We start from the raw sequence: 23,426 nt of genomic DNA on the forward strand, positions 1-23,426 counted from the left end.
CATGCAGTTCGAGCAGACGTACCTCGACGAGGCGGGCCTGGGCCGGCTGCGGGACGCGGACGTCCTGGTGACCGGCGCCGGGATCTCGGGACGCGCGGCCATCGCGCCACTGCTCGACCTCGGTGCCAGGGTGACGGTCACCGACACCAACGACGACGCCCTCGCGCGGTGTGCCGAGCTGGGTGCGGCGACGGTCCGGATCGACGAGCTGGTGGCGGATCCGCAGCGGGTGGCCGAGTTCGCGCTGGTCGTCACGAGTCCTGGCTTCCGGCCCGACGCGCCGGTCCTGTCGGCCACGGCGGACGCGGGTGTCCCGGTCTGGGGCGACATCGAGTTCTCGTGGCGGGTCGACCGGGCCCGGATGTACGGGCCGCCGCGGCGCTGGCTGGTCGTGACCGGCACCAACGGCAAGACCACCACGACGTCGATGCTGCACTCGATCCTCGAGGCCGCCGGGATGCCGTCGGCGGCGTGCGGGAACATCGGGCTGCCGGTGCTCGACGCGCTGCGGGCGCAGGAGCCCCGCGCAGACGTGCTCGCAGTCGAGCTGTCGTCGTTCCAGCTGCACTGGGCGCCGTCGGTGCGCCCCGACGCGGGTGTGGTGCTGAACATCGCCGAGGACCATCTGGACTGGCACGGCGGCATGCCGGGATACATCGACGCCAAGGCGCAGGCGCTGACCGGTGACGTCGCGGTCGTCGGTCTCGACGACGAGATCGCCGCAGGACTGGCATCGCGCCCGCGCGACGGGCACACCGTCGGATTCCGGCTCGGCGCCCCCGACACCGGGGAGCTGGGTGTGCGCGGCGGAATGCTCGTCGATCGGGCGTTCGCGGATTCCGTCCCGCTGGTCGCGGCCGACGAGATCAGTCCCGCCGGACCGGCCGGCCTGTGCGACGCGCTCGCGGCGGCCGCGTTGGCCCGCGCGATCGGCGTCTCACCGGCGGCGGTGGAGGCCGGCCTGCGGGCCCACCGGGTGGGTCCGCATCGTGCGCAACTGGTGCGCACCGTCGGGAACGTCGCGTTCGTCGACGACTCGAAGGCGACCAATCCGCACGCGGCACGCTCGTCGATCATCGCGCACGAGTCGGTCGTGTGGATCGCGGGCGGCCTGCTCAAGGGTGCGCGGATCGACGACCTCGTCGAAGAGGTCGCGGACCGACTGGCCGGCGCCGTCCTGATCGGACGCGACGCGGACCAGATCGCGGACGCGCTGGAGCGACACGCCCCCGAGGTCCCGGTCGTGCACGTTCGGTCGGGAGACGATGCATCCATGGGTGCTGGGAACCCCGACTCGGTGCGGCTCGACCTTCCGGGCGCCGACGCCGACACCGTGATGGCGGAGGCCGTGCGTGCCGCCGCGGCGCTGGCTGCGCCGGGCGACGTCGTCCTGCTCGCACCCGCGGCCGCGTCGCTCGACATGTTCGACTCGTACGGTCACCGGGGCCGCAGCTTCGCCTCGGCCGCCACCGGCCTGTCGGACGAACAGATCGGGCCGTCACATTCCGCGGGGGAGCCCGGATCCCACTGATGAGAGACGAGACCGAGCGCCGCACCGAGAAGGCCGACCGTGGGCCACGGACCCGGATCGGTGCGTGGCTGGCGCGTCCGCTGACGTCGTTCCATCTGGTCGTCACCATCGCGATCCTGCTGACGGTGCTGGGCCTGGTGATGGTGCTGTCGTCGTCGAGCGTGGAATCCGTGGCGCAGGACGGTTCGGCGTACGGGAAGTTCGTCTCGCAGCTGATCTTCGCGACGCTCGGTTTCGTGATCTTCTACATCGCGTTGCTGATCCCGGTCCGGCTGCTGCGCAAATGGTCGCTGCCGGCGTTCGGTGTCACGATCATGATGCTGGTGCTGGTGCTCATCCCCGGCATCGGCACGAAGTCGCAGGGCACGCGGGGCTGGTTCGTGATCGGCCCGATCTCCTTGCAGCCGTCCGAGCTCGCGAAGATCGCGTTCGCGGTGTGGGGTGCGCACCTGCTCGCGACGCGCCGACGCGACAGTCAGTCGCTCAAGGAGATGCTGATCCCGCTGGTGCCGGCGGCCATGGTGGTGTTCGTGCTGATCGTGCTGCAGCCGGACCTCGGCACGACGATCTCGCTCGCGATCATCCTGCTGGCGCTGTTGTGGTTCGCGGGCCTGCCGCTGCGGATCTTCCTGGGCGTACTCGGCGCGGGTGTGATCGGCGCGGTCACCCTCGCGCTCACGGCGGGCTACCGGTCCGCTCGCATCCAGGCGTTCTTCAACCCGGGCGACGACCCGCAGGGCTTGGGCTACCAGGCCCGGCAGGCCAAGTACGCCCTCGCCGACGGCGGCCTCTTCGGTGAGGGATTGGGGCAGAGCCGCGCCAAGTGGAGCTATCTGCCCAACGCGCACAACGACTTCATCTTCGCGATCATCGGCGAGGAGCTCGGCTTCATCGGCGCGGTCGCAGTGATCGGATTGTTCGGTCTGTTCGTGTACACGGGACTGCGAATCGCGAGGCGATCGGCGGACCCGTTCCTGCAGTTGCTCACCGCGACCGCGACGGCCTGGATCACCGGTCAGGCCTTCATCAACATCGGTTACGTCGTCGGCGTCCTGCCGGTGACGGGCCTCCAGCTGCCGCTGGTCTCGGCGGGCGGTACCTCGACCGCCACGACACTTCTCATGTTCGGTCTCGTCGCGAACGCGGCCCGGCACGAACCGGAGGCGGTCGCGGCGTTGCACAGCGGTCAGGACGGACGCGTGTCGCGGATGCTGAGGCTGCCGAAGCCGGCGCCGTACATTCCGCCGCGGCCGCGGGGCGCGGCCGTCGTGCGGCGAGCGGAGAACAAGCGAGTGCAGCCGGCCCGTGCCGAACGGGCACCGCGGCCGCAAGCTCGGGGCGTGCGCCACGACGACCCCCGACGGCGCCAGCCGGACGGAGGCCGCGAACGGGTGGACGACAATCGAGGACATCGGGGATACGACCCGGTTTCGGAACGTGGGCGGGCGGCGCGATCGCGTGACGCCCGTCCGGGAGAGCGAGGAATGCGCAGGTGAACGGCGACAACCGCGAGAATGCCGCACTGTCGGTGGTGGTGGCCGGTGGCGGCACCGCAGGCCACATCGAACCCGCGATGGCGGTAGCGGATGCGATCCGTGCCCTCGATCCGTCGGCGGTGGTGTCGGCTCTCGGAACCGAGCGTGGCCTCGAGACGAAGCTGGTGCCGGAGCGCGGATATCCGCTCGAGCTGATCCCGCCCGTGCCGCTGCCGCGCAAGCCGACGATGGACCTGCTCCGGCTGCCCGGGCGTATCCGGCGCTCGGTAGCCGCCACCCGTGAGGTCCTCGATCGGACGAATGCGGACGTGATCGTCGGCTTCGGCGGCTACGTGGCTCTACCGGCCTACCTGGCGGCGGGTTCGGGACTGTTCGGTCGGCGCCGGAAGATCCCGATCGTCATCCACGAGGCGAACGCCAGCGCCGGCATCGCCAACAAGATCGGTGCCCGGCGCGCCCGACGAGTGCTGGCCGCGGTCGCCGGGTCGGGCGTTGCCGCGCGCGGCCGTGAGGACGCGGAGATCATCGGTATCCCGGTCCGGTCGTCGATCACCGGTCTGGATCGAGCCGCGCTGCGGGCGAAGGCCCGCGAGCATTTCGGGCTGCCCGCCGAGGGCCCGGTCCTGCTGGTCTTCGGAGGCTCTCAGGGCGCCCGTTCGCTCAACGAGGCGGTTGTGGGAGCGGCGCCGAAGTTGGCCGCGGCCGGTATCTCCGTCCTCCACGCGTACGGCCCCAAGAACTCGGTCGACGTCGCATCCGATCCGGCCGCACCGTACGTCGCGGTGCCGTACCTGACCCGGATGGACCTCGCCTACTCGGCCGCCGACGCGGTGATCTGCCGATCCGGTGCGATGACGGTCGCCGAGGTGTCGGCCGTCGGGTTGCCCGCGGTCTATGTGCCGTTGCCACACGGAAACGGCGAACAGGAACTCAACGCGCGGCCGGTCGTGGCCGCGGGTGGTGGGATGATCGTCGCGGACGCGGACCTGACGCCGCAGTACGTGTCCGACACCGTCGTCCCGCTGCTCGGTGATCGCGCGCGGCTCGACGAGATGGGTCGGGGCGCGGCCGGTGCGGGCCACCGCGGTGCGGCCGACGCGGTCGCGCAGATCGTTGTAGACGTAGCAAGGGGAAATCGATGAGCGAGCAGTTGCCCGTAGGTCTCGAGCGGGTGCACATGGTCGGCATCGGCGGCGCCGGGATGTCCGGTATCGCGCGGATCCTGCTGGCGCGTGGTGGGCAGGTGTCGGGGTCGGACGCGAAGGAGAGCCGCGGCGTCCTCGCGTTGCGGGCGCGCGGCGCCGTGGTCCGGATCGGGCACGACGCCAGCGCACTCGATCTGCTGGCGGGCGGCCCGACGGCGGTGGTGACCACGCACGCCGCGATCCCGAAGGACAATCCCGAGCTCGTCGAGGCCCGGCGCCGCGGCGTCCCCGTGATCCTGCGGCCCGCGGTCCTGGCGTCGCTGATGCGTGGACACCGGACGCTGCTGGTGTCGGGCACGCACGGCAAGACGTCGACGACGTCGATGCTCGTGGTTGCGTTGCAGCACTGCGGATTCGATCCGTCCTTCGCGGTCGGCGGGGAGCTGAACGAGGCGGGAACCAACGCCCACCACGGTTCGGGCAAGGTCTTCGTCGCCGAGGCCGACGAGAGCGACGGATCGCTGCTCCAGTACGACCCGGACGTCGTGGTCGTCACCAACATCGAGGCGGACCATCTCGACTTCTTCGGCAGCAGCGAGGCGTACGTCCAGGTGTTCGACGACTTCGTCGCGCGCATCGCGCCCGACGGGCTCCTCGTGGCGTGCCTCGACGACCCGGGTTCGGCGGCGCTCGCGCGTCGCACGGTCGAGTCCGGGAGCGGCGATGTCCGGGTGCTCGGCTATGGAACCTCCGAGGCCGTCGCGGCGGCGCAGGGGGTTTCGGTCGGTGTGGAACTGGTGTCGTGGACGGCGCGGGACGTCGGGGGAGTGGCCGTCATCCGGCTGGCCGGCGAGTCCGAGCCGCGCACGCTCCGACTGGGGGTCCCCGGAAAGCACATGGCGCTCAACGCCCTCGCCGCGCTGCTGGCCGCGCTGGATTCGGGCGCGCAGGTCGACGAGCTGCTCGAGGGACTCGCGGGTTTCGGCGGTGTGCATCGTCGGTTCCAGCTCACCGGCCGGGAGCGCGGCGTGCGGGTGTTCGACGACTACGCCCACCATCCGACGGAGGTCCGGGCGGTGCTGGGCGCCGCGCGCGAGCTCGTCGCCGAGGACCCGCAGCGGGGCCGCGTCGTCGTGGTCTTCCAGCCGCACCTGTATTCGCGGACGGTGACGTTTGCGCAGGAGTTCGGTGAGGCGCTCGATCTCGCCGACGAAGTGGTCGTGCTCGACGTGTACGGCGCCCGCGAGGAACCGATCCCGGGCGTCAGTGGCGCGTTGGTTGCGCAGGGCATGACGAAACCCGTTCACTATCAGCCCGATCGGTCCCAGGTGCCGCGTCAGGTCGCGGGCATCGCCGAACCTGGCGACGTCGTGATCACGATGGGGGCGGGTGATGTGACGATGCTCGGCGGGCAGATCCTCGACGCGTTGCGCGCGCACCCCAATCACGTTCGCCGTTCGGGGGCAGCGGGATCCGGTTCGGGGTCGCAGTGACGGTCGACGGTCGGGGTCGATCGCGCGGCGGACGTCCGGACGCCCGCCGTGAGCGGCGCGGCGGCACCCGCACGAGTACCCGCGAGCGTTCCGCGCCGACGGAGCGTGCGAGCGGCGACGGCCGTCCCGGTCGCGGTTCGGCGGACCGCGAGCGAGCGCGCTCGTTGCGTCGCAAGGTCTTCCTGATCGTCGTCGCGTCTGTGACGGTTCTCGCCGCGTTGTTCGCGACACTGTGGTTCAGTCCGCTGATGTCGGTCCGTCAGATCGAGTTCGTGGGTGACGGGGTGGTCACCGAGGAAGAAGCGCTGGCGGCCCTCGACATCGCCGAGGGCACGCCGCTGCTGCAGGTCGACACCGGGGCGGCCGCACAGCGGGTCGCCGAGATCCGGCGCGTGGCCGAGGCGCGCGTGCAGCGGGAGTATCCGTCGACGGTGAAGCTCACGGTCGTCGAGCGGATTCCCGTGGTGTTCTTCGATTCCCCGGACGGACAGCATCTGGTGGACGCCACCGGCGTCGACTACGCCGTCGAGCCACCGCCGTTCGGTGTGCCGAGGCTGGTCACCCCCACCCCGAGCCACGACGACCATGCGACGCAGGCGGCGTTGCAGGTATTCGAGGCGCTTCCGGAATCGATTCGAGTGCAGGTGTCCGAGGTTGCGGCACCGACGATTTCGAGTGTTTCGGTTACGCTTGTGGACGGCCGTGTCGTGGTGTGGGGCGGCGTCGACGGTTCCGAGAGGAAGTCGGCGGTCGTCTCCGTGCTGCTGACACAGCCCGGCCGGATCTTCGATGTGTCGAGTCCCGAGTTGCCCACAGTAAAGTGATGGGCGACGCGAAGGCTCGCACCGATACCGGTTCGGGGGCTTCGTGCCCGCAAAAACTTGGCGCGTGTCGGCGCGCCTGCTGGCGGAACGCTCCGGCACTGCATAGCGTTTCGCACCAATGGACTACTTGACATAACCTTGACCCTGTGGTTGAGGTTGAGGGTTTTCCGACACTGACCCCAGAACGAGCGCGAAACCCACTCACGGAAGGCGAGAGCCCATGACGCCCCCGCACAACTACCTCGCCGTCATCAAGGTCGTCGGTATCGGCGGCGGCGGCGTCAACGCGGTCAACCGCATGATCGAGCAGGGACTCAAGGGAGTCGAGTTCATCGCGGTCAACACCGACGCGCAGGCGCTGCTGATGTCCGACGCCGACGTCAAGCTCGACGTCGGACGTGAACTCACCCGTGGCCTCGGCGCCGGCGCCGACCCCGAGGTGGGGCGCAAGGCCGCCGAGGACCACAAGGACGAGATCGAAGAGGTCCTCAAGGGCGCCGACATGGTGTTCGTCACCGCCGGCGAGGGCGGCGGCACCGGAACCGGCGGTGCGCCGGTCGTCGCGAGCATTGCGCGCAAGCTCGGTGCCCTCACCATCGGCGTCGTCACCCGCCCGTTCTCCTTCGAGGGCAAGCGTCGCGGCAGTCAGGCCGAGGCCGGCATCGCCGCGCTGCGCGAGTCCTGCGACACCCTGATCGTGATCCCCAACGACCGCCTGCTCCAGCTCGGTGACGCGGCCGTCAGCCTGATGGACGCGTTCCGCAGCGCCGACGAGGTGCTCCTCAACGGTGTCCAGGGCATCACCGACCTGATCACCACGCCGGGCCTGATCAACGTCGACTTCGCGGACGTCAAGAGCGTCATGTCCGGCGCGGGCAGCGCCTTGATGGGCATCGGCTCCGCGCGGGGCGAGGGCCGGTCGATCAAGGCCGCCGAGACGGCGATCAACTCACCGCTGCTCGAGGCGTCGATGGAGGGCGCCCGCGGGGTGCTGCTGTCGATCGCCGGTGGCTCGGATCTGGGTCTGTTCGAGATCAACGAGGCGGCGTCGCTGGTCCAGGAGGCCGCGCACATCGACGCCAACATCATCTTCGGAACCGTCATCGACGACTCGCTCGGCGACGAGGTTCGTGTGACAGTCATCGCGGCCGGCTTCGACGGCGGTGCACCGGTCAAGCGTCCACTGGAAGTCCAGTCCGCGATCGGCCGCGGCAACATCGGTGCCGGGCGCGCCGGTGAGGTCGGGCAGTCCGAGCGTCCTGCGGCGCCTGCCGCGGCCGCTCCCGCCGAGCCGGCGCCGGCCGCCCCCGCGGCTCCTCGCGAGCCGGTCGGGGCGCCCACCGGGTCGAGCCTGCCGCCGCTGGGGAGCCCCGCGCCCCGTGTCGTGCCGGTCAGCAACGAGGAAGGCGAAGACGACGACGTCGATGTTCCTTCCTTCATGCGCCGTTGAGCGGGGTCTCCGTGACGGGTGTCCGGGTCCGGCGGGTCGTCACGACCCGTGCCGGTGGTGTGTCCGCGGCGCCGTACGAGTCGTTCAACCTCGGTGACCACGTCGGTGACGATCCGGCGGCCGTCGAGGCCAATCGTCGCCGTCTCGCCGACGGGATCGGGCTGCCGTTCGAGCGGCTGGTGTGGATGGAGCAGATCCACAGCCGCAACGTGACGGTGGTCGACGGTCCGGTCGACGGTCCGGTGCCGGCGACGGACGCCCTGGTGACCAAGGAGCCCGGTCTCGCGCTCGTGACGTTGAGCGCCGACTGCGTGCCGATCCTGCTCTCCGACGACGAGGCGGGCGTGATCGCGGCGGTGCACGCCGGCCGGATCGGCGCCCGGATCGGCATCGTGCCCAAGGTGATCGGCGCGATGATCGAGCAGGGCGCCCGGCCCGAGCGGATCGGTGCCTTCCTGGGCCCGGCCGCGAGTGGCCGCCAGTACGAGGTGCCGGCCGCGATGCAGGCCGACGTCGAGAAGTTCCTGCCCGGCAGCGCGACGCGCACCGCCAAGGGCACGCCCGGACTGGATCTGCGTGCGGGACTGCGTCGGCAGTTGCTCGCGGCGGGGATCTCCAGCGTCGCGGAGGATCCGCGGTGCACGATCGAGGACCCGACGCTGTTCAGTCACCGTCGAGGAGCCCCCACCGGCCGGTTGGCTGCCGTGATCTGGATGGATCCGTCCGGAGACGAGTGACGGGATCGACGTGGACGAGGGCACCGATGAGTAGGCACGAAGAGATCGCGTCGGCGCTGACGGAGGTGCGCGCCAGGCTCGAGGCCGCCTGCCTCGCTGCCGGCCGCGACCCGGCCGACGTGATGCTGCTGCCGGTGACGAAGTTCTTCCCGGCATCGGACGTCGGGATCCTCTACGACCTCGGCTGCCGGGAGTTCGGCGAGTCGCGCGAGCCGGAGGCCGGCGACAAGATCGCCGAGTTCCGGTCGGCACCGGAGGCGATGGATCCGGTTCGCTGGCACATGATCGGTCGACTGCAGCGGAACAAGGCCCGCTCGGTCGCCCGGTGGGCAGACACGGTCCATTCGCTCGACAGTGGCCGACTGGCCGACGCGCTCGACACCGCGGTGGGCGCCGCGCGGGACGAGGGCGCGCGCTCGGGCCCGCTCCGCGCCCTGATCCAGGTGAGTCTGGATGCCGATCCGGCCCGCGGGGGTGTTCCGGTAACGGAGCTGGCCCCTCTCGCCGATCACATGGCGGGTTCGTCGAATCTGACCCTCGGTGGACTGATGGCGGTGCCGCCGCTCGGGTCCGATCCGGACGAGGCGTTCGAACGTCTCCAGGCCGCGCACGCCGACCTGCTGGTTTCCCATCCGGAGGCAACCGTGTTGTCGGCCGGAATGACGGGAGACCTGGAGGCGGCGGTCCGGCACGGGTCGACGTGTGTGCGTGTCGGAACTGCGATCCTCGGCCGCCGCCCGATAGTCTCGGAATAATCACCAGTCACACCATGAACACCAGCCACACAAAGATCGTCAGTCCATCCGCCAAGATCTCTGCGGTCGACCGCAGGTTCCATCAGTACCCGTCCGCCGCGCCCAGGAAGGTCGATCAATGAGCACTCTGCACAAGTTCAAGGCTTACTTCGGCATGGTTCCCCTCGAAGACTTCGAGGATGACTACATCGACGAGCCCGGGCCGGCTCGCCGTGAGTACGCCGAGCCCGGATACCCGTCGAGCCGTCGTGACGAGGTCGAGGACGACTTCGACCGCTACGAGCCGGCGCCGCGCCAGTCCGCGCGGGTCGAGCCGCTGCCGGCGCGCCCGTCCCGTCCGGCGCCGAGTGCGGGTGCGCGCGGCGCAACCCGGGGTGCACTGGCCGTCGACGCCCGGATGGACCGGCTCGAGAGCCGTCGTTCGGTGGTGGACGAGGGCGGTCCGCTGTCGAAGATCACGACGCTGCGCCCGCGCGACTACGGCGAGGCCCGCACCATCGGCGAGCGGTTCCGTGACGGCACGCCGGTGATCATGGATCTGGTCGAGATGAGCAACGCCGACGCCAAGCGGCTCGTGGACTTCGCGGCCGGGCTCGCGTTCGCGCTCCGCGGCTCCTTCGACAAGGTCGCGACCAAGGTGTTCCTGCTCTCGCCGGCCGACATCGACGTGTCCGCGGAAGAGCGTCGCCGGATCGCCGAGACCGGCTTCTACAACCAGAAGTAACCGTTGCGACCGAGAATCTTGTCACACCTCGCGTGTGATGTGACGCGTGCCTCGGCTCGTCGAATGGTTTTGATCGACCGGTTGTCGTCAGGCAGAGTGAAGGTGTGGCCGTGTTCTCGGTGATCTACGTGATCCTGTTCATCTTCTGGTTGTTGCTCATCGGACGGATCATCGTCGAGTTCATCCGGGTATTCGCAAGGGACTGGCACCCGACGGGATTCGTCGTGGTCGTGCTGGAGGTGATCTTCACGGTCACCGACCCGCCGGTGAAGCTTCTTCGTCGGCTCATCCCGCCGATCTCGCTCGGCGGGGTCAGGCTCGATTTGTCGATCATGGTGCTGCTTTTCCTGCTGTTCATCCTCATGCAGGTCGTGTCAGGACTGGCGTCACCTTCGGGGTTGGTGTGACAGAATGACCCGCAGTTACAGTGTGACGAGTAACGAAATGGTTAACGAGTACGCGCAACGCGCTAGAACTGAATGCGTGCTAGACCGCCAAATGATGTGTGAAGGGATCCTTCCATGCCGCTGACTCCAGCTGATGTGCACAACGTCGCGTTCAGCAAGCCCCCGATCGGGAAGCGTGGCTACAACGAGGATGAGGTCGATGCCTTCCTCGATCTCGTCGAGCAGGAGCTGACGCGGCTCATCGAGGAGAACGCTGATCTCCGTCAGCGCGTTGGCGAGCTCGATCAGGAGCTTGCCGAGGCCAAGAAGGCTCCGCGTCCTGCCGCTGCCGCTGCCGCGGCGCCGCCGGCACCCGCGCCGAAGCCGGAGCCGGTTCGTGTCGTCGAGCAGCCCAAGCCGGAACCGGTGCCTGCCGCGGCGCCGCGTCCGTCGGAGGACGCCAACATGCAGGCCGCCAAGGTCCTGGGTCTCGCGCAGGAGATGGCGGACCGCCTGACCGGCGACGCCAAGGTCGAGGCAGAGCAGCTGCTCGGCGATGCCCGCACCAACTCGGAGCGTCTGGTCACCGACGCCCGCACCAAGTCGGAAACGATGGTGGCGGACGCCAAGCAGAAGTCCGATTCGCTCCTCTCGGATGCGCAGACCCGCTCGGAGAGCCAGCTGCGCCAGGCCAAGGAGAAGGCCGACGCGCTGCAGGCGGACGCCGAGAAGAAGCACACCGAGATCATGGCGACGATCAACCAGCAGCGCTCCGTCCTGGAGGGCCGCATCGAGCAGCTGAAGACGTTCGAGCGCGAGTACCGTGTGCGGCTCAAGTCGTACCTGGAGTCGCAGCTCGAGGAGCTGGAGCAGCGCGGCTCGGCGGTGCCGGTCGACGGTGGCCAGGACGCCTTCGGGCAGTCTGGTTCGCAGTCGGGCTTCAGCCAGTTCGCCAAGGGAAACAACTGACCGAGCCGACGCCGGCCGGCTCTCGAGCAGAGGGTGAATCGTGCTGGTCATGACGCTGGTCCTCGCGGCAGTGGGGTTTACGCTGCTGGTGATCGCCCTGATGACGGGTTCCGTGGTCTGGGCGTGGGGATGCATCGCGATCTGTGTCGCGGGTGCCGTCCTCCTGCTCGTCAGTGCGTTGGCGAGCAGGAAGGCGGCACCTGTCGCGGATTCGACCGGTGCGGCACCGGAGCGGGAGACCGGGAATCGGTCGTTCGGCAATGGCCGCGACGTCGAGTCGGATTCGGGCGATTCCGGGTGGAACTCGTCTCAGGGCTAGACTGAAGCGCACACATGGCGTCGATCCGGCCATCACCGGGGAGCCTTCGGAAGAACGGTCGACGATGCGCATCGCAACGCGCGATGGGCATCCGACTCACTAGACCCGAACGGGTGGGCCCGTCACAGCCTTGATCGAGTGGCTCGTCTCGCATACGCGACGGCGGGCAAGCGGGGTGGTACCGCGGCCGCGGCGCACAGGGCGTCGTCGTCGTCCCCGTGCCGGCAGATGGGCACGAGGAGCCACGCGGTGACAAGTAACGAATCCACCTCTCCCCAGACGAACGACGGGTACCCCCGCGTCGATCTCGTCGGCGGTCGCGCAACCGGCGCCGTCTCCTTCCCGGACCTCGAGCAGAAGGTGCTCGCGGCGTGGGAGGCGGACGACACCTTCCGCGCCAGCATCGCGAACCGCGAGGGATCCGAGGAGTTCGTCTTCTACGACGGCCCGCCGTTCGCGAACGGCCTGCCGCACTACGGCCATCTGCTCACCGGCTACGTCAAGGACCTGGTGCCGCGCTTCCAGACGATGCGTGGCAAGAAGGTCGACCGCCGGTTCGGCTGGGACTGCCACGGCCTGCCCGCCGAGCTCGAGGCGGAGAAGCAGCTCGGCATCAAGGACAAGTCGCAGATCGACGCGATGGGTCTCGCGGAGTTCAACGCGTACTGCAAGCAGTCCGTGCTGCGCTACACCGACGAGTGGCGCGACTACGTGACCCGTCAGGCCCGCTGGGTCGACTTCGACAACGACTACAAGACCCTGGATCTGGACTTCATGGAGTCCGTGATGTGGGCGTTCAAGGAGCTCTACGACAAGGGCCTGATCTACCAGGGCTTCCGCGTGCTGCCGTACAGCTGGTACGAGCAGACGCCGCTGTCGAACCAGGAGACCCGCCTCGACGACGCCTACAAGATGCGCCAGGACCCGGCCGTCACGGTCGACATGGTCCTGCAGGCACCTGGCAGTGACCTCGACGGCGCGAATGCGCTGATCTGGACCACGACGCCGTGGACGCTGCCCTCCAACCTGGCGATCGCCGTCCACCCGGACGTCGACTACGTGCAGGTGCGCGGCGCCGACGACAAGCGCTACGTGCTGGCCGCGGCCCGCGTCGGGCACTACGCGCGCGAGCTGGGCGAGGCGCCGGAGGTGCTGGGCGAGTACAAGGGCGCCGACCTGGTCGGCCTGTCGTACCTGCCGCCGTTCGACTTCTTCCACGGCCCCGGCAAGGGACACGAGGAAGCGCATCGCGTGCTCTCCGCCGACTACGTCACCACCGACTCCGGTACCGGTGTCGTCCACCTCGCGCCGGCCTTCGGTGAGGAGGACATGGAGTGCGCGACGGCGAACGGCATCGAGATCGTGCAGCCGCTGGACCCGGGCGGCAAGTTCACCTCGATGGTCCCGCCGTACGAGGGCCTGCAGGTGTTCGACGCGAACCCGGTCATCATCAAGGACCTCAAGGCGGCCGGAAAGCTGCTGCGTCACGAGACGATCGAGCACTCGTACCCGCACAGCTGGCGCTCCGGCCAGCCGCTGATCTACATGGCGGTGCCGTCGTGGTTCGTCGCCGTCACCAAGTTCCGTGACCGCATGGTCGAGCTCAACCAGGAGATCACCTGGGTGCCGGAGCACATCAAGGACGGCCAGTTCGGCAAGTGGCTCGAGGGTGCCCGCGACTGGAACATCAGCCGAAACCGCTACTGGGGCAGCCCGATCCCGGTGTGGGTGTCGGACGATCCGTCGTACCCGCGGGTCGACGTCTACGGCTCGCTGGATCAGCTCGAGGCGGACTTCGGTGTGCGCCCGACGGACCTGCACCGCCCGATGATCGACGAGCTGGTCCGCCCCAACCCGGACGACCCGACCGGCAAGTCGATGATGCGCCGCGTCCCCGAGGTGCTGGACTGCTGGTTCGAGTCCGGCTCGATGCCGTACGCGCAGGTGCACTACCCGTTCGAGAACCGGGACTGGTTCGACTCGCACTACCCCGGCGACTTCATCGTCGAGTACAACGGCCAGACCCGCGGCTGGTTCTACACGCTGCACGTGCTGGCGACCGCGCTGTTCGACCGGCCCGCGTTCAAATGCGTTGCGGCGCACGGCATCGTGCTCGGCGACGACGGCCTCAAGATGAGCAAGTCGAAGGGCAACTACCCGGACGTCAAGGAGGTGTTCGACCGCGACGGCTCGGACGCCATGAGGTGGTTCCTGATGTCGTCGCCGATCCTGCGGGGCGGCAACCTGGTCGTCACCGAGCAGGGCATCCGTGAGGGCGTCCGGCAGGCGCTGCTGCCGATGTGGAACGCGTGGAGCTTCCTGCAGCTGTACGCGTCCAAGCCGGGGCAGTGGCGGACCGACTCGCCGAACGTGCTCGACCAGTACATCCTGGCGAAGCTGGCGGCCACCCGGGACGCGATCACCGACGCGCTCGAGGTCACCGACATCGCGGGGGCGTGCGACGAGCTGCGCACCTTCTGCGACGCGCTCACCAACTGGTACGTGCGCCGCTCGCGCAACCGGTTCTGGGACGAGGACCGCGACGCGATCGACACGCTGCACACGGTGCTCGAGGTGGTCACCCGCCTCGCGGCGCCGCTGCTGCCGATGGCGTCCGAGGTGATCTGGCGCGGGCTGACCGGTGGTCGTTCGGTGCATCTGGCCGACTGGCCGTCCGAGACCGAGCTGCCGGCCGATCCGGAACTGGTCGCCGCGATGGACGACGTGCGCAGCGTGTGCTCGACGGTGCTGAGCCTGCGCAAGGCGCAGAACCTGCGGGTGCGGCTGCCGCTGCCCGAGGTCACCGTCGCGTCGCCGGATGCGGAGAAGATGCGCCCGTATGTCGGCCTGATCGCGGACGAGGTGAACGTCAAGAAGGTCGATCTCACCGACGACGTCGACGTGCACGGCCGGTTCGAGCTCGTCGTCAATGCCCGTGCTGCCGGTCCGCGCCTGGGCAAGGACGTCCAGACCGTCATCAAGGCGGTCAAGGCCGGCGACTGGACCGAGACGGACGGTGTGGTGTCGGCGGCGGGCATCGAACTGCTGCCCGAGGAGTACACGCAGCGCCTCGTCGCGGCCGAGCCCGAGTCGACGGCGGCGCTGCCGGACGGTGCGGGTCTCGTCGTGCTGGACTCGCAGGTCACCGAGGAGCTCGAGGCCGAGGGGTGGGCCAAGGACCGGATCCGCGAGTTGCAGGATGCGCGCCGGAACGCGGGACTCGATGTCTCCGACCGCATCTCGGTCACGCTGCAGGTACCGACCGAGCGCCTCGAGTGGGCGACGCGCCACCGGGACCTGATCGCGGGTGAGGTCCTCGCGACGACGCTCGAGATCGGCGAGGTCAGCGGTGACGCCGTGGTCGAGCTCGGCGAGGGCGTGCGCGTCGTGATCGTCAAGGCCTGATGGACCGGTAGCGCTTCGGGCGGACGACGGGACTTCCTGTCGTCCGCCCGGCGTAGTTTTCAGGCATGGTTTCCGCTGATCCCACCCGCAGCCGCCGGTGGGTCCTGCACCTCGACATGGACGCATTCTTCGCGTCCGTCGAGCAGCTGACCCGTCCCACGTTGCGCGGCCGTCCGGTCCTCGTCGGTGGGCTCGGGGGTCGGGGCGTGGTTGCCGGTGCCAGCTACGAGGCGCGGGTGTTCGGTGCGCGGTCGGCGATGCCGATGCACCAGGCCCGGCGCCTGGTGGGGGCGGCTGCCGTCGTGCTTCCCCCGCGCGGTGCGTTGTACGGGCACGTGAGCCGGCAGGTGTTCGATGCGCTGCGTGTGAAGATGCCGGTGCTGGAGCAGCTTTCGCTCGACGAGGCGTTCGGCGAGCCGACCGAGTTGGCCGGCGCCACGAAGGCCGAGGTCGAGCGGTACTGCGAGGACCTGCGCGCGCTCGTCCTGGCGGAGACGGGGCTGGTCGCGTCGATCGGGGCCGGCGCGGGCAAACAGGTCGCGAAGATCGCGTCCGGGCTCGCCAAACCGGACGGGATCACGGTGGTCTCCCCGGACGTGCAGCAGGAGTTGATGAGCGCGCTGCCGGTCCGGAAGCTGTGGGGTGTCGGGCCGGTCGCGGAGGAGAAGCTCAAGCGGCTGGGGATCGAGACGATCGGTGCGCTCGCGGCGTTGCCGGACCCCGAGGTGATCTCGGTGCTCGGCGCGACGATCGGGCCGAGCCTGCAGCGCCTCGCGCGCGGCATCGACGACCGTCCGGTGGCGGAGCGTGCCGACGCGAAACAGGTCAGTGCGGAAACGACTTTCGCGCAGGACATCGTCACGTTGGGGGAGTTGCGGCGCGCGGTCGAGTCGAGTGCCTCGGCTGCGTACCGGCGCCTGGAGCGGGATGGACGCGCGGCCCGCACGGTGGTGCTCAAGCTGCGGAAGTCGGACATGAGCATCGTCACGAGGTCGCTCACGCTGCCGTACGCGACGACGGATCTGCAGGTCCTCACAGCGACCGCGCAGCGGCAGGTGATCGACCCGCTCGAATTGGGGCCGATCCGGCTCGTCGGGGTGGGGTACGGCGGCCTGTCGGCGGCGAGCCAGGGATCGCTGTTCCCAGAACTCGATCAGGCCGCCCCCGACGGGGACGACGAAGAGGCGGTGAGTGATTCGGGTCCCGGACCGAGCGCGGGGACGTCGCCGCAGTGGCGACCCGGGCTGGACGTGTCGCACCCCGAGTACGGTCACGGGTGGGTCCAGGGGGCGGGGCACGGGGTGGTGACGGTGCGGTTCGAGACACGCAGCACCGGGCGGGGGCCGTCACGTACATTCGTTGACAACGACTGCGACCTGGTGGTCGCGGACGCGACCGACAGCCTCAGGTGAGGTGGGCCTGACCGGTACTCTTGCTGTGAACTGGCGTCATAGCTGGGACTGGGGGACACCGACCCGGCTGATGCGTGAACGATGTTCGACCGAGAATGAAAAGGACAAGCACTTGAAGCTTCGGAAGATGACCATCGCCGGTGTGGCGATCGCCGCTGCCCTGACCATGTCGGCCTGCTCGAACGACAGCAGCAGCACCGAGCGCACCACCGCGCAGCAGACCACCACCGCGGCCGCGACCACGCCGGCGGTGGCCCCGCCGACCGCGGACCAGCTCAACGCCGCACTGTCGAAGGCGTTCGACGAGAGCGTTCCGCTGGATCAGAAGGTTGCGCTCGTTCAGGGTGCCGAGGCCGATCCGGAGCTGATCAACCAGGTCGTCAAGGCCGCGAAGGACGCCGGCGCCACGATCCAGGTCGTCGACGTCACCCCCACCGGTGACGACACCGTCACCGCGGGTGTCACGCTCACGATCAACGGCCAGGGCAACCCCGGCACGGTCGAGTTCGTCGCCGAGAACGGCGTCTGGAAGATGTCGAAGCAGTACGCCTGCAACCTCGTCGGAATGGCGAACCTCACCTCGCCGGCTTGCCCCGCGTAGTTCCTCGTTCTTGCGCCGATGCCGGCGCCACCCGCTCGGGTGGCGCCGGCATCGGTGTTTTTCGCGCTATGTCGTCGGGGACGCCGCGTGCACCCGGTCCGCGGTGGTGTGCGCGACGCCGGTCGCGACGTCGCCATCCAAGCCGTCGGGTCCGGTCGCGATCACCTGAACCACCGTCGAATCGACGACGGCGAGGACGACGTCGGACACGAGCGTGAATCCGTCGCTGGTCGTGGTGAGCCGTATCGCGGTCGACGCGTCCCCGACGGCGGGTTGCGGACGGGGCTCGATCCGGTACTGCACCGACGTCCCGTCGGCGTCCGTGCCGGTGAACGTCGTGCACTCGCGCAGCGTGTCCTGGACGGCGGCGAAGGCGTCCGCGGCGCCGGTCCCCGCGTACCCGGCGGCGTCGACGTCGATGCTCGTGAATCCGGGACCGGTGAAGTTCTCCTCGGCCGAGGCCGCGGCCCCGGGGACCTGACGGGCCACCGTGTCGGCCACGTTCGCGCAACGGGTGGGGTTCGTCGTGGACCGATCGGTGCCCGGGTCGCTGTCGGACTGGCCCAGGTCGGGGATCGCGGGCAGGCGGGCGTATCCGGCGGGCAGGTCCGTGGCGTCGGGCAGCGCGGCCTGCAGCGTGGCGGCGTCCGGGATCGGACCGGCCGATGGGGTCCCGGGCGCCGTCACCGCGGGGCCCAGGTCGACCGCCGCGGGCGCCGACTCGTCGGAGGATCCGCACGCGGCCAGCGGCGTCCCGAGAGCGACGAGGGCCGCCGCCGCGGCCGCCGTCCGGGTCAGCCGATCCACTGGACCTTCTCGCCGGTGGTCTGCTGCAGCCGCATCGAGCCCGCGGGATCGCTGAACGACTGGGTGCCCTCGACGGAGACGGAGCCGTCGACCGGGAGCGGTGAGCGGAGGTCGACGACGACGGTGCCGCCCCCACGTAGCGCGTAGGAGTCGACGTTGAGTGTGCCCGCGCCGTTCGGCAGTTCGAATACGGGGGACTTGGGGAACTGCTCCACCTGGACGTCGACCGTGAGCCGGTCGCCGTCGCGGGCCGACAGGGTGGCGGTCGTCACCTGGTCGAGGGCGATCGCGCTCATCACCTGCTGATGGATCTTCCACACCGCGCCGACGCCGATCGGCTCGACAGGGAAGGCGACCATGCGGTAGACGGCCTGGTAGAACGCCTGCTCGATCATCGACCGGGCCTTGTTCTGAGCGTCGGGGTCGGGCCGCAGGCGCAGCGCCGTGATGGCCCCGGACGAGTTCATCGTGAACCCCGCATGCGAGTTGGTGGCGGGCGTGAGGAGATCGTTCGTGTCACTGTCGGGGGTGGTCGGGGTGCCGAGCGTGAGATCGACCGTCGTGGCGGGGGTGGTGTCCGTCGCGGCCTGGGTGACCAGCGCCGTCAACGGCATCGTCAGCTGCGGGGTGGAGAAGTTCTGGGCGGCCTGGCCGTCGATCTGCTGCGACACGTCGGCGGTCGTCACCAGCCGGGCCTGCTGCTGGGTTCCCTGCCCGGGGCGAAGTTGCACCACCGCCCGCGGCTCGGCCCCGGCGTCGACGATCTCGGTAGTGGCGGTCGTCACCGGGACGGTGACCTCGTCGGATGCTGCCCCGACCGCATCGGGGCTGGCTGGGGCGGCGTCACCGCCGCTGCTGCACCCGGCGACCAGCACCGAAAGGGAGAGCGTCACCGCGACGAGCGCGGATCCGGTGTGGAAGAGTTTCGAGGACAGTGGCACGCCAACAGGTTAGTCGGCGTGGGTTGCATGACCGGTCTGTCTCCCGAGTAGGGGATGATGGCGGGGTGAGTGACGACCGCGCCGACAGCGACGACCGTGCAGTGAAGGGCGAATCGATTTCCGAGCCAGCCGTGCCCGAACCCGACGAGGCTGCCGGGTCGGTGTCGGCCGGGCCGCGTCGGATGGTGCTGCTCGTCGTTGTCGCGGTGGTCGTGCTCGGACTCGACCTGCTGACCAAGGTGCTCGCCGTCGCGTTCATCGATCCGAAGAATCCGGTCGAGATCATCGGTGACACCGTCACCTTGACGCTGATCCGCAATCCGGGCGCGGCGTTCTCGATGGCCACCGGGATGACGTGGCTGCTGACGCTGGTCGCGGTCGGCGTCGTGATCGGCGTGATCAGGATTGGGCGCACGCTCAGCTCGCCGTGGTGGGCGCTGGGTCTCGGTCTCGTCCTCGGTGGCGCGCTCGGTAATCTGATCGACCGGATCTTCCGCTCGCCCGGCCCGCTGCAGGGTCACGTCGTGGACTTCGTTTCCGTGGGCTGGTGGCCCGTGTTCAACGTCGCCGACTCGTCGATCGTGTGCGGGGCGATCCTGCTGGTGGCACTCACGCTGTTCGGGATCGAACCGAGCGGCGCCAAGACTTCTGGAAAGGGGGATGCGGCTTGAGGGAGACGCGTTCGATGCCGGTTCCCGACGGACTCGACGGGATGCGGGTGGATGCCGGGCTCGCCCGGCTGCTCGGGCTGTCGCGCACGGCGGTGGCGGCTCTGACCGAGGAGGGTGCCGTCCTCGTCGACGGGGCACCGGTCGGCAAGTCCGACCGCCTCGCGGCCGGCACGTGGCTCGAGGTCGAGCTTCCCGAGCCGCCGCGTCCGCTGACGATCGAGGCGGAGCCGGTCGAGGGCATGGAGATCCTCTACGCCGACGACGACGTCGTCGCGGTCGACAAGCCCGTGGGAGTCGCGGCGCACGCGAGCGTCGGCTGGACGGGACCGACGGTCATCGGTGGTCTCGCCGCCGCCGGCTTCCGCATCTCGACGTCGGGCGCGCACGAGCGGCAGGGCATCGTGCACCGTCTCGACGTCGGCACGTCCGGAGTCATGGTGGTCGCGACGTCGGAGCGCGCGTACACGGTCCTCAAGCGGGCGTTCAAGCAGCGCACCATCGACAAGCGCTATCACGCGCTGGTGCAGGGGCACCCCGATCCGAGCAGCGGCACGATCGACGCGCCGATCGGCCGGCATCGCAGCAACGACTGGAAGTTCGCGGTCACGGCCGACGGCAAGCCGAGCATCACCCACTACGACACGGTCGAGGCGTTCCAGGCGGCGAGCCTGCTCGACATCCACCTCGAGACCGGCCGCACGCACCAGATCCGGGTGCACTTCTCGGCACTGCGCCACCCGTGCTGCGGAGACCTGACGTACGGCGCCGATCCCCGCCTGGCCGAGCGGCTGGGTCTCGAGCGTCAGTGGCTGCATGCCCGGTCGCTGGGGTTCGCGCATCCGGCCGACGGACACTGGGTCGAGATCACCAGCGAGTACCCGAAGGATCTGCAGCACGCGCTCGGAGTTCTGCGGGGCACGTGAGATGAGTTCGCGGACCTGGCCGACCGTCCTCGCGGCGCTCGTGCTGGCGGGCACGATCGTGGGGCTCGGGGTGGCGAATCCCGTTCCGGTCGGCCGGATCTCGACCGACCGGCTGGGGCCGGACTCCGGCGAGCAGGTGTCGGCGTACCTCGATCGTGCGCGTGCGACGCTCGGTTCCGAAGGTGACTCGGAACCGGGGACGCAGCACTGGGCGCTGGTGTCGCTGGACGCGCCGGTGACGCCGTCGCAGTTGCTCGACGTCGTCGGGGACGTCCGGGTGTCGCAGGTGCTCTTCCGAGTGCCGCTGGATCGGGTGCAGACCCCGATGGTGGCGATCCCGGTCGCGGCGAACCGTACGGCCGTGGAGCGGGCGCCGTCGGTTGCGGCCGCGCGGTTGCAGTCGTCGGTGGTCGGACACGACCGGCCGTCGCTGCTCGCCGCGCATTCGGCCACCGAGCTGTCTGCGGGCTGCGCGTGCGTCGTGGGCGCCACGGTGCGCGGTTCGCTCGATCAGTTGCGCGCACTCGACACGGTCCCGGGGGTACGGGCGGTCGAGGCGCTGCCCGCGGACGCGGTCGCCGGTTCCTTCGCGGTCAGTCCACTGCTGCCGTCGCAGACGTCGATCGTCGTGCCGGGCCCCGACGACGGACCGATACCGGGTCTCGCCTGAGCAATTCGCCGGCAGTCGCTGGCTCCGCCCGACAGCGGGTGACCGTTCAGGCCTCGGACGTCTGCTTGCGCAGGAAGTCGATGGTCTGGGCCAGCGCGTTCATGCCGTCGGCGTTGTCGAGGTCGAACTGGTACTCGTGCTCGAGCGGCGGCTGGTGGTCGTCCGGGTAGAACAGCGTGGTCACGTCCACACCGAGGCCCGTCAGCTTCGCCGCCAGCGCCTTGGACTGCTTGTCGGTCAGGGGATCCGCGTTGCCGCCCGAGATGTACGTCGGCGGGAAGTTCTCGGTGACGTGGCGGAGCGTCGACATCTGGGCCACCGCCGGCGAGTTCGTGAGGTCCTTGGTTCCCGTGTAGGCCCAGAGCGACTTGTCGGCGCCCCAGCCGACGATGCCGGGACCGCCGACCATCTCGGTGATCTCGTAGATGCCGCAGTTCAACACGACACCCCTCAGCTGCTCGGGGCGCAGTGCGGACTCGATCCCGACCGCGCGGGCGTAACCGGGGTCGGTGGCGATCGCGGCGAGCTGACTCGACAGCTGCGCCCCGGCCGAGTCGCCGGCGAGGACGATCCGATTCGAATCCACGTGCAGGCGTTCGGCGTTCGCGAGGACGTAGGCGTGCGCGTCGCGCAACTGCTCGACCGCGGTCGGATACGTGCGTTCGGGTCCGAGGGAGTAGTCGAGGGAGACCACGGTGAAGTCGGCGTCGGCGAGCAACTGGTAGTACGCCGCGTAGTCGGTGCGGTGGCCGGAGATCCAGGCGCCGCCGTGCGTCCAGATCACCGTCGGCAGCGTGTGGGTGGTGTCTGCGACGGTCTCCGGGAAGTGCACGTCGAGGAAGGCGTCGTCGTCGCCGTCGCGGTACTGCTGGTCCGGGATCGACGCGACCCCGTCGGGCGCGTGTTTCCGCAGGGCGTCGGTGGTCTTCTGGGCGCCGCGATCGAACACCGTGCGCACGAGCATCGCCCCGGGCCACGGGCTGGAGACGAACGCGACGACGCCGACGAGCACGATGCCGAGGAGCCCGGCCAGCGTCCAGAGAACGCGTCGGCGCCACGGTCGCGCCGCGACCCCGGTCCCGGGCGACTCGGTGGTGGGCGTCACAGGGAATCTCCTTGGCGGCGGGTGCAGTTCGATGCAGTGGCGAGTCAGCGTAGCCCGGCGGCTATCGTGGCGGGACGTGACACAACGGACCCGCTCGGAGGATTCCACCGGACTGCTGGCGGGCGTCGGTGCCTACCTGATCTGGGGCATGTTCCCGATCTTCTTCGGTCTCCTCGCACCGGCCGGTTCGCTCGAGGTGCTGGCCCATCGGATGGTGTGGACCGTTCTGCTGATGCTCGGGGTGCTCGCGGTGCTGGGCCGGCTCGGGTCGTTGCGGGGCATGGGTGCGCGGGCGTGGGGACTGGTGTCGGCGGCGACGGTAGCGATCGGGATCAACTGGGGCGTCTACATCTATGCGGTGACGTCCGGCCACGTCGTCGAAGCCGCCCTCGGCTATTTCGTCAATCCGCTCGTGAGCGTCCTGCTCGGTGTCGTGCTGTTCCGGGAGCGGCTGCGTCCGGCCCAGATCGCCGCGCTCGTCCTCGCCGCGGTGGCGGTGGTCGTCATCACCGTCGACTACGGGCGCCCGCCGATCGTCGCGCTCACGCTGGCGCTGTCGTTCGCGCTGTACGGGGTGATCAAGAAGGTGGTGCCGCTCGATCCGCGCACGAGCCTCACGGCGGAGGGCGTGGTGGCGGCGCCGTTCGCGGTGGGGTACCTGGTCGTGCTCGCGGCGACCGGCACGGGATCGTTCCTCGGCAACGGGGTCGGGCACAGCCTGCTGCTCATGGCGGCCGGGCCGGTCACGGCCGTGCCGTTGTTGCTCTTCGGTGTCGCGGCCCAGCGGATCCCGCTGACGACGCTCGGCATCCTCCAGTACCTCACCCCGGTGCTGCAGATGATGTGGGGCGTGGTCGTCATGCACGAGGTCATGCCCCCGTCACGGTGGGTCGGATTCGCCCTCATCTGGGTGGCGTTGGTGGTGTTCACCACCGACGCACTGGTTCGTGCACGTCGGGTTCGCCGCGGCGCGTCGCGGGACACCGAGACCGTCGGTGCGAGGGCATAGACTCAGTGACTGCTGGATCCACCGATACTCGCGTATCGGGCGAAATACAGAGA

At 69.6% G+C, this 23,426-nt stretch carries 22 protein-coding genes; 19 read left to right on the forward strand and 3 right to left on the reverse strand.

The window, feature by feature from the left end; translation table 11 throughout:
* Position 1 precedes the first annotated feature (1 nt).
* The 15 genes from murD to ABI214_RS24775 all read left to right on the forward strand — a co-directional run bounded on the left by murD (position 2) and on the right by ABI214_RS24775 (position 17,247).
* Positions 2–1,531: a UDP-N-acetylmuramoyl-L-alanine--D-glutamate ligase gene (gene murD / locus ABI214_RS24705; protein WP_348605046.1), complete on the forward strand. Its 1,530-nt coding sequence runs from the start codon at positions 2–4 to the stop codon at positions 1,529–1,531.
* A complete protein-coding gene (gene ftsW, locus ABI214_RS24710) occupies positions 1,531–3,027 on the forward strand; it encodes a putative lipid II flippase FtsW (protein WP_348605047.1) in 1,497 nt (498 codons plus the stop codon). The genes murD and ftsW overlap by 1 nt, the downstream gene beginning before the upstream one ends.
* Positions 3,024–4,169: an undecaprenyldiphospho-muramoylpentapeptide beta-N-acetylglucosaminyltransferase gene (murG, locus tag ABI214_RS24715; protein WP_348605048.1), complete on the forward strand. Its 1,146-nt coding sequence runs from the start codon at positions 3,024–3,026 to the stop codon at positions 4,167–4,169. The genes ftsW and murG overlap by 4 nt, the downstream gene beginning before the upstream one ends.
* Positions 4,166–5,665 carry a UDP-N-acetylmuramate--L-alanine ligase gene (murC, locus tag ABI214_RS24720; RefSeq protein ID WP_348605049.1) on the forward strand — a complete coding sequence of 500 codons (1,500 nt, stop codon included), beginning with the start codon at positions 4,166–4,168 and terminating at the stop codon, positions 5,663–5,665. The genes murG and murC overlap by 4 nt, the downstream gene beginning before the upstream one ends.
* Positions 5,662–6,489 (forward strand): cell division protein FtsQ/DivIB, encoded by an 828-nt coding sequence (locus ABI214_RS24725; RefSeq protein ID WP_408586441.1) that lies wholly within the window; start codon positions 5,662–5,664, stop codon positions 6,487–6,489. Before murC ends, ABI214_RS24725 begins: the two co-directional genes overlap by 4 nt.
* Positions 6,490–6,709: 220 nt before the next feature.
* Positions 6,710–7,939, forward strand: coding sequence for a cell division protein FtsZ (ftsZ, locus tag ABI214_RS24730; RefSeq protein ID WP_348605050.1), 1,230 nt, complete (start codon positions 6,710–6,712; stop codon positions 7,937–7,939).
* A complete protein-coding gene (gene pgeF / locus ABI214_RS24735) occupies positions 7,936–8,676 on the forward strand; it encodes a peptidoglycan editing factor PgeF (RefSeq protein WP_348605051.1) in 741 nt (246 codons plus the stop codon). Before ftsZ ends, pgeF begins: the two co-directional genes overlap by 4 nt.
* 26 nt (positions 8,677–8,702) lie before the next feature.
* The gene (locus ABI214_RS24740; protein WP_348605052.1) at positions 8,703–9,431 is read left to right on the forward strand and encodes a YggS family pyridoxal phosphate-dependent enzyme; all 729 of its coding nucleotides are present in this window, start codon (positions 8,703–8,705) and stop codon (positions 9,429–9,431) included.
* 118 nt (positions 9,432–9,549) lie between these two features.
* Entirely contained in the window at positions 9,550–10,155 is a 606-nt protein-coding gene (locus ABI214_RS24745) for a cell division protein SepF (RefSeq protein ID WP_348605053.1), read from the forward strand.
* 104 nt (positions 10,156–10,259) lie between these two features.
* Positions 10,260–10,562 (forward strand): YggT family protein, encoded by a 303-nt coding sequence (locus ABI214_RS24750; RefSeq protein ID WP_280759057.1) that lies wholly within the window; start codon positions 10,260–10,262, stop codon positions 10,560–10,562.
* 114 nt (positions 10,563–10,676) lie between these two features.
* Complete coding sequence (gene wag31, locus ABI214_RS24755) at positions 10,677–11,510, forward strand: DivIVA-like cell division protein Wag31 (RefSeq protein WP_348605054.1); 834 nt, start codon at positions 10,677–10,679, stop codon at positions 11,508–11,510.
* A gap of 40 nt (positions 11,511–11,550) precedes the next feature.
* Entirely contained in the window at positions 11,551–11,829 is a 279-nt protein-coding gene (locus tag ABI214_RS24760) for a hypothetical protein (protein ID WP_348605055.1), read from the forward strand.
* Between the two features lie 228 nt (positions 11,830–12,057).
* On the forward strand, positions 12,058–15,234 hold the full coding sequence (gene ileS / locus ABI214_RS24765; protein ID WP_348612019.1) for an isoleucine--tRNA ligase: 3,177 nt from the start codon (positions 12,058–12,060) through the stop codon (positions 15,232–15,234).
* A 65-nt stretch (positions 15,235–15,299) separates the two neighbouring features.
* Entirely contained in the window at positions 15,300–16,646 is a 1,347-nt protein-coding gene (locus ABI214_RS24770; protein WP_348605056.1) for a DNA polymerase IV, read from the forward strand.
* 70 nt (positions 16,647–16,716) lie between these two features.
* The gene (locus ABI214_RS24775; RefSeq protein WP_348612022.1) at positions 16,717–17,247 is read left to right on the forward strand and encodes a hypothetical protein; all 531 of its coding nucleotides are present in this window, start codon (positions 16,717–16,719) and stop codon (positions 17,245–17,247) included.
* A 66-nt stretch (positions 17,248–17,313) separates the two neighbouring features.
* Here the strand turns inward: ABI214_RS24775 and ABI214_RS24780 are convergent, their stop codons facing one another.
* Both ABI214_RS24780 and ABI214_RS24785 read right to left on the reverse strand, forming a co-directional pair.
* Entirely contained in the window at positions 17,314–18,054 is a 741-nt protein-coding gene (locus ABI214_RS24780; protein ID WP_348605057.1) for a hypothetical protein, read from the reverse strand.
* Positions 18,042–18,995, reverse strand: coding sequence for a hypothetical protein (locus tag ABI214_RS24785; RefSeq protein ID WP_348605058.1), 954 nt, complete (start codon positions 18,993–18,995; stop codon positions 18,042–18,044). Before ABI214_RS24785 ends, ABI214_RS24780 begins: the two co-directional genes overlap by 13 nt.
* Positions 18,996–19,177: 182 nt before the next feature.
* On the opposite strand from ABI214_RS24785, the gene lspA reads away from it, so the two are divergent.
* From lspA to ABI214_RS24800, 3 genes are read left to right on the forward strand one after another with little or no spacing between them, the layout of a single operon-like run.
* On the forward strand, positions 19,178–19,666 hold the full coding sequence (gene lspA, locus ABI214_RS24790; protein ID WP_408586538.1) for a signal peptidase II: 489 nt from the start codon (positions 19,178–19,180) through the stop codon (positions 19,664–19,666).
* A gap of 14 nt (positions 19,667–19,680) precedes the next feature.
* Positions 19,681–20,589 (forward strand): RluA family pseudouridine synthase, encoded by a 909-nt coding sequence (locus ABI214_RS24795; protein ID WP_348605059.1) that lies wholly within the window; start codon positions 19,681–19,683, stop codon positions 20,587–20,589.
* Between the two features lies 1 nt (position 20,590).
* Positions 20,591–21,259: a hypothetical protein gene (locus tag ABI214_RS24800; RefSeq protein WP_348605060.1), complete on the forward strand. Its 669-nt coding sequence runs from the start codon at positions 20,591–20,593 to the stop codon at positions 21,257–21,259.
* Positions 21,260–21,305: 46 nt separating this feature from the next.
* Here the strand turns inward: ABI214_RS24800 and ABI214_RS24805 are convergent, their stop codons facing one another.
* Entirely contained in the window at positions 21,306–22,364 is a 1,059-nt protein-coding gene (locus tag ABI214_RS24805; protein WP_348605061.1) for an alpha/beta hydrolase, read from the reverse strand.
* Between the two features lie 76 nt (positions 22,365–22,440).
* Here ABI214_RS24805 and rarD point away from each other — a divergent pair, with 76 nt between their 5' ends.
* Complete coding sequence (rarD, locus tag ABI214_RS24810) at positions 22,441–23,373, forward strand: EamA family transporter RarD (RefSeq protein WP_348605062.1); 933 nt, start codon at positions 22,441–22,443, stop codon at positions 23,371–23,373.
* The last annotated feature ends 53 nt before the right edge of the window (positions 23,374–23,426 follow it).

Source organism: Prescottella soli (assembly GCF_040024445.1).
GTDB classification, from domain to species: Bacteria; Actinomycetota; Actinomycetes; order Mycobacteriales; family Mycobacteriaceae; genus Prescottella; species Prescottella soli.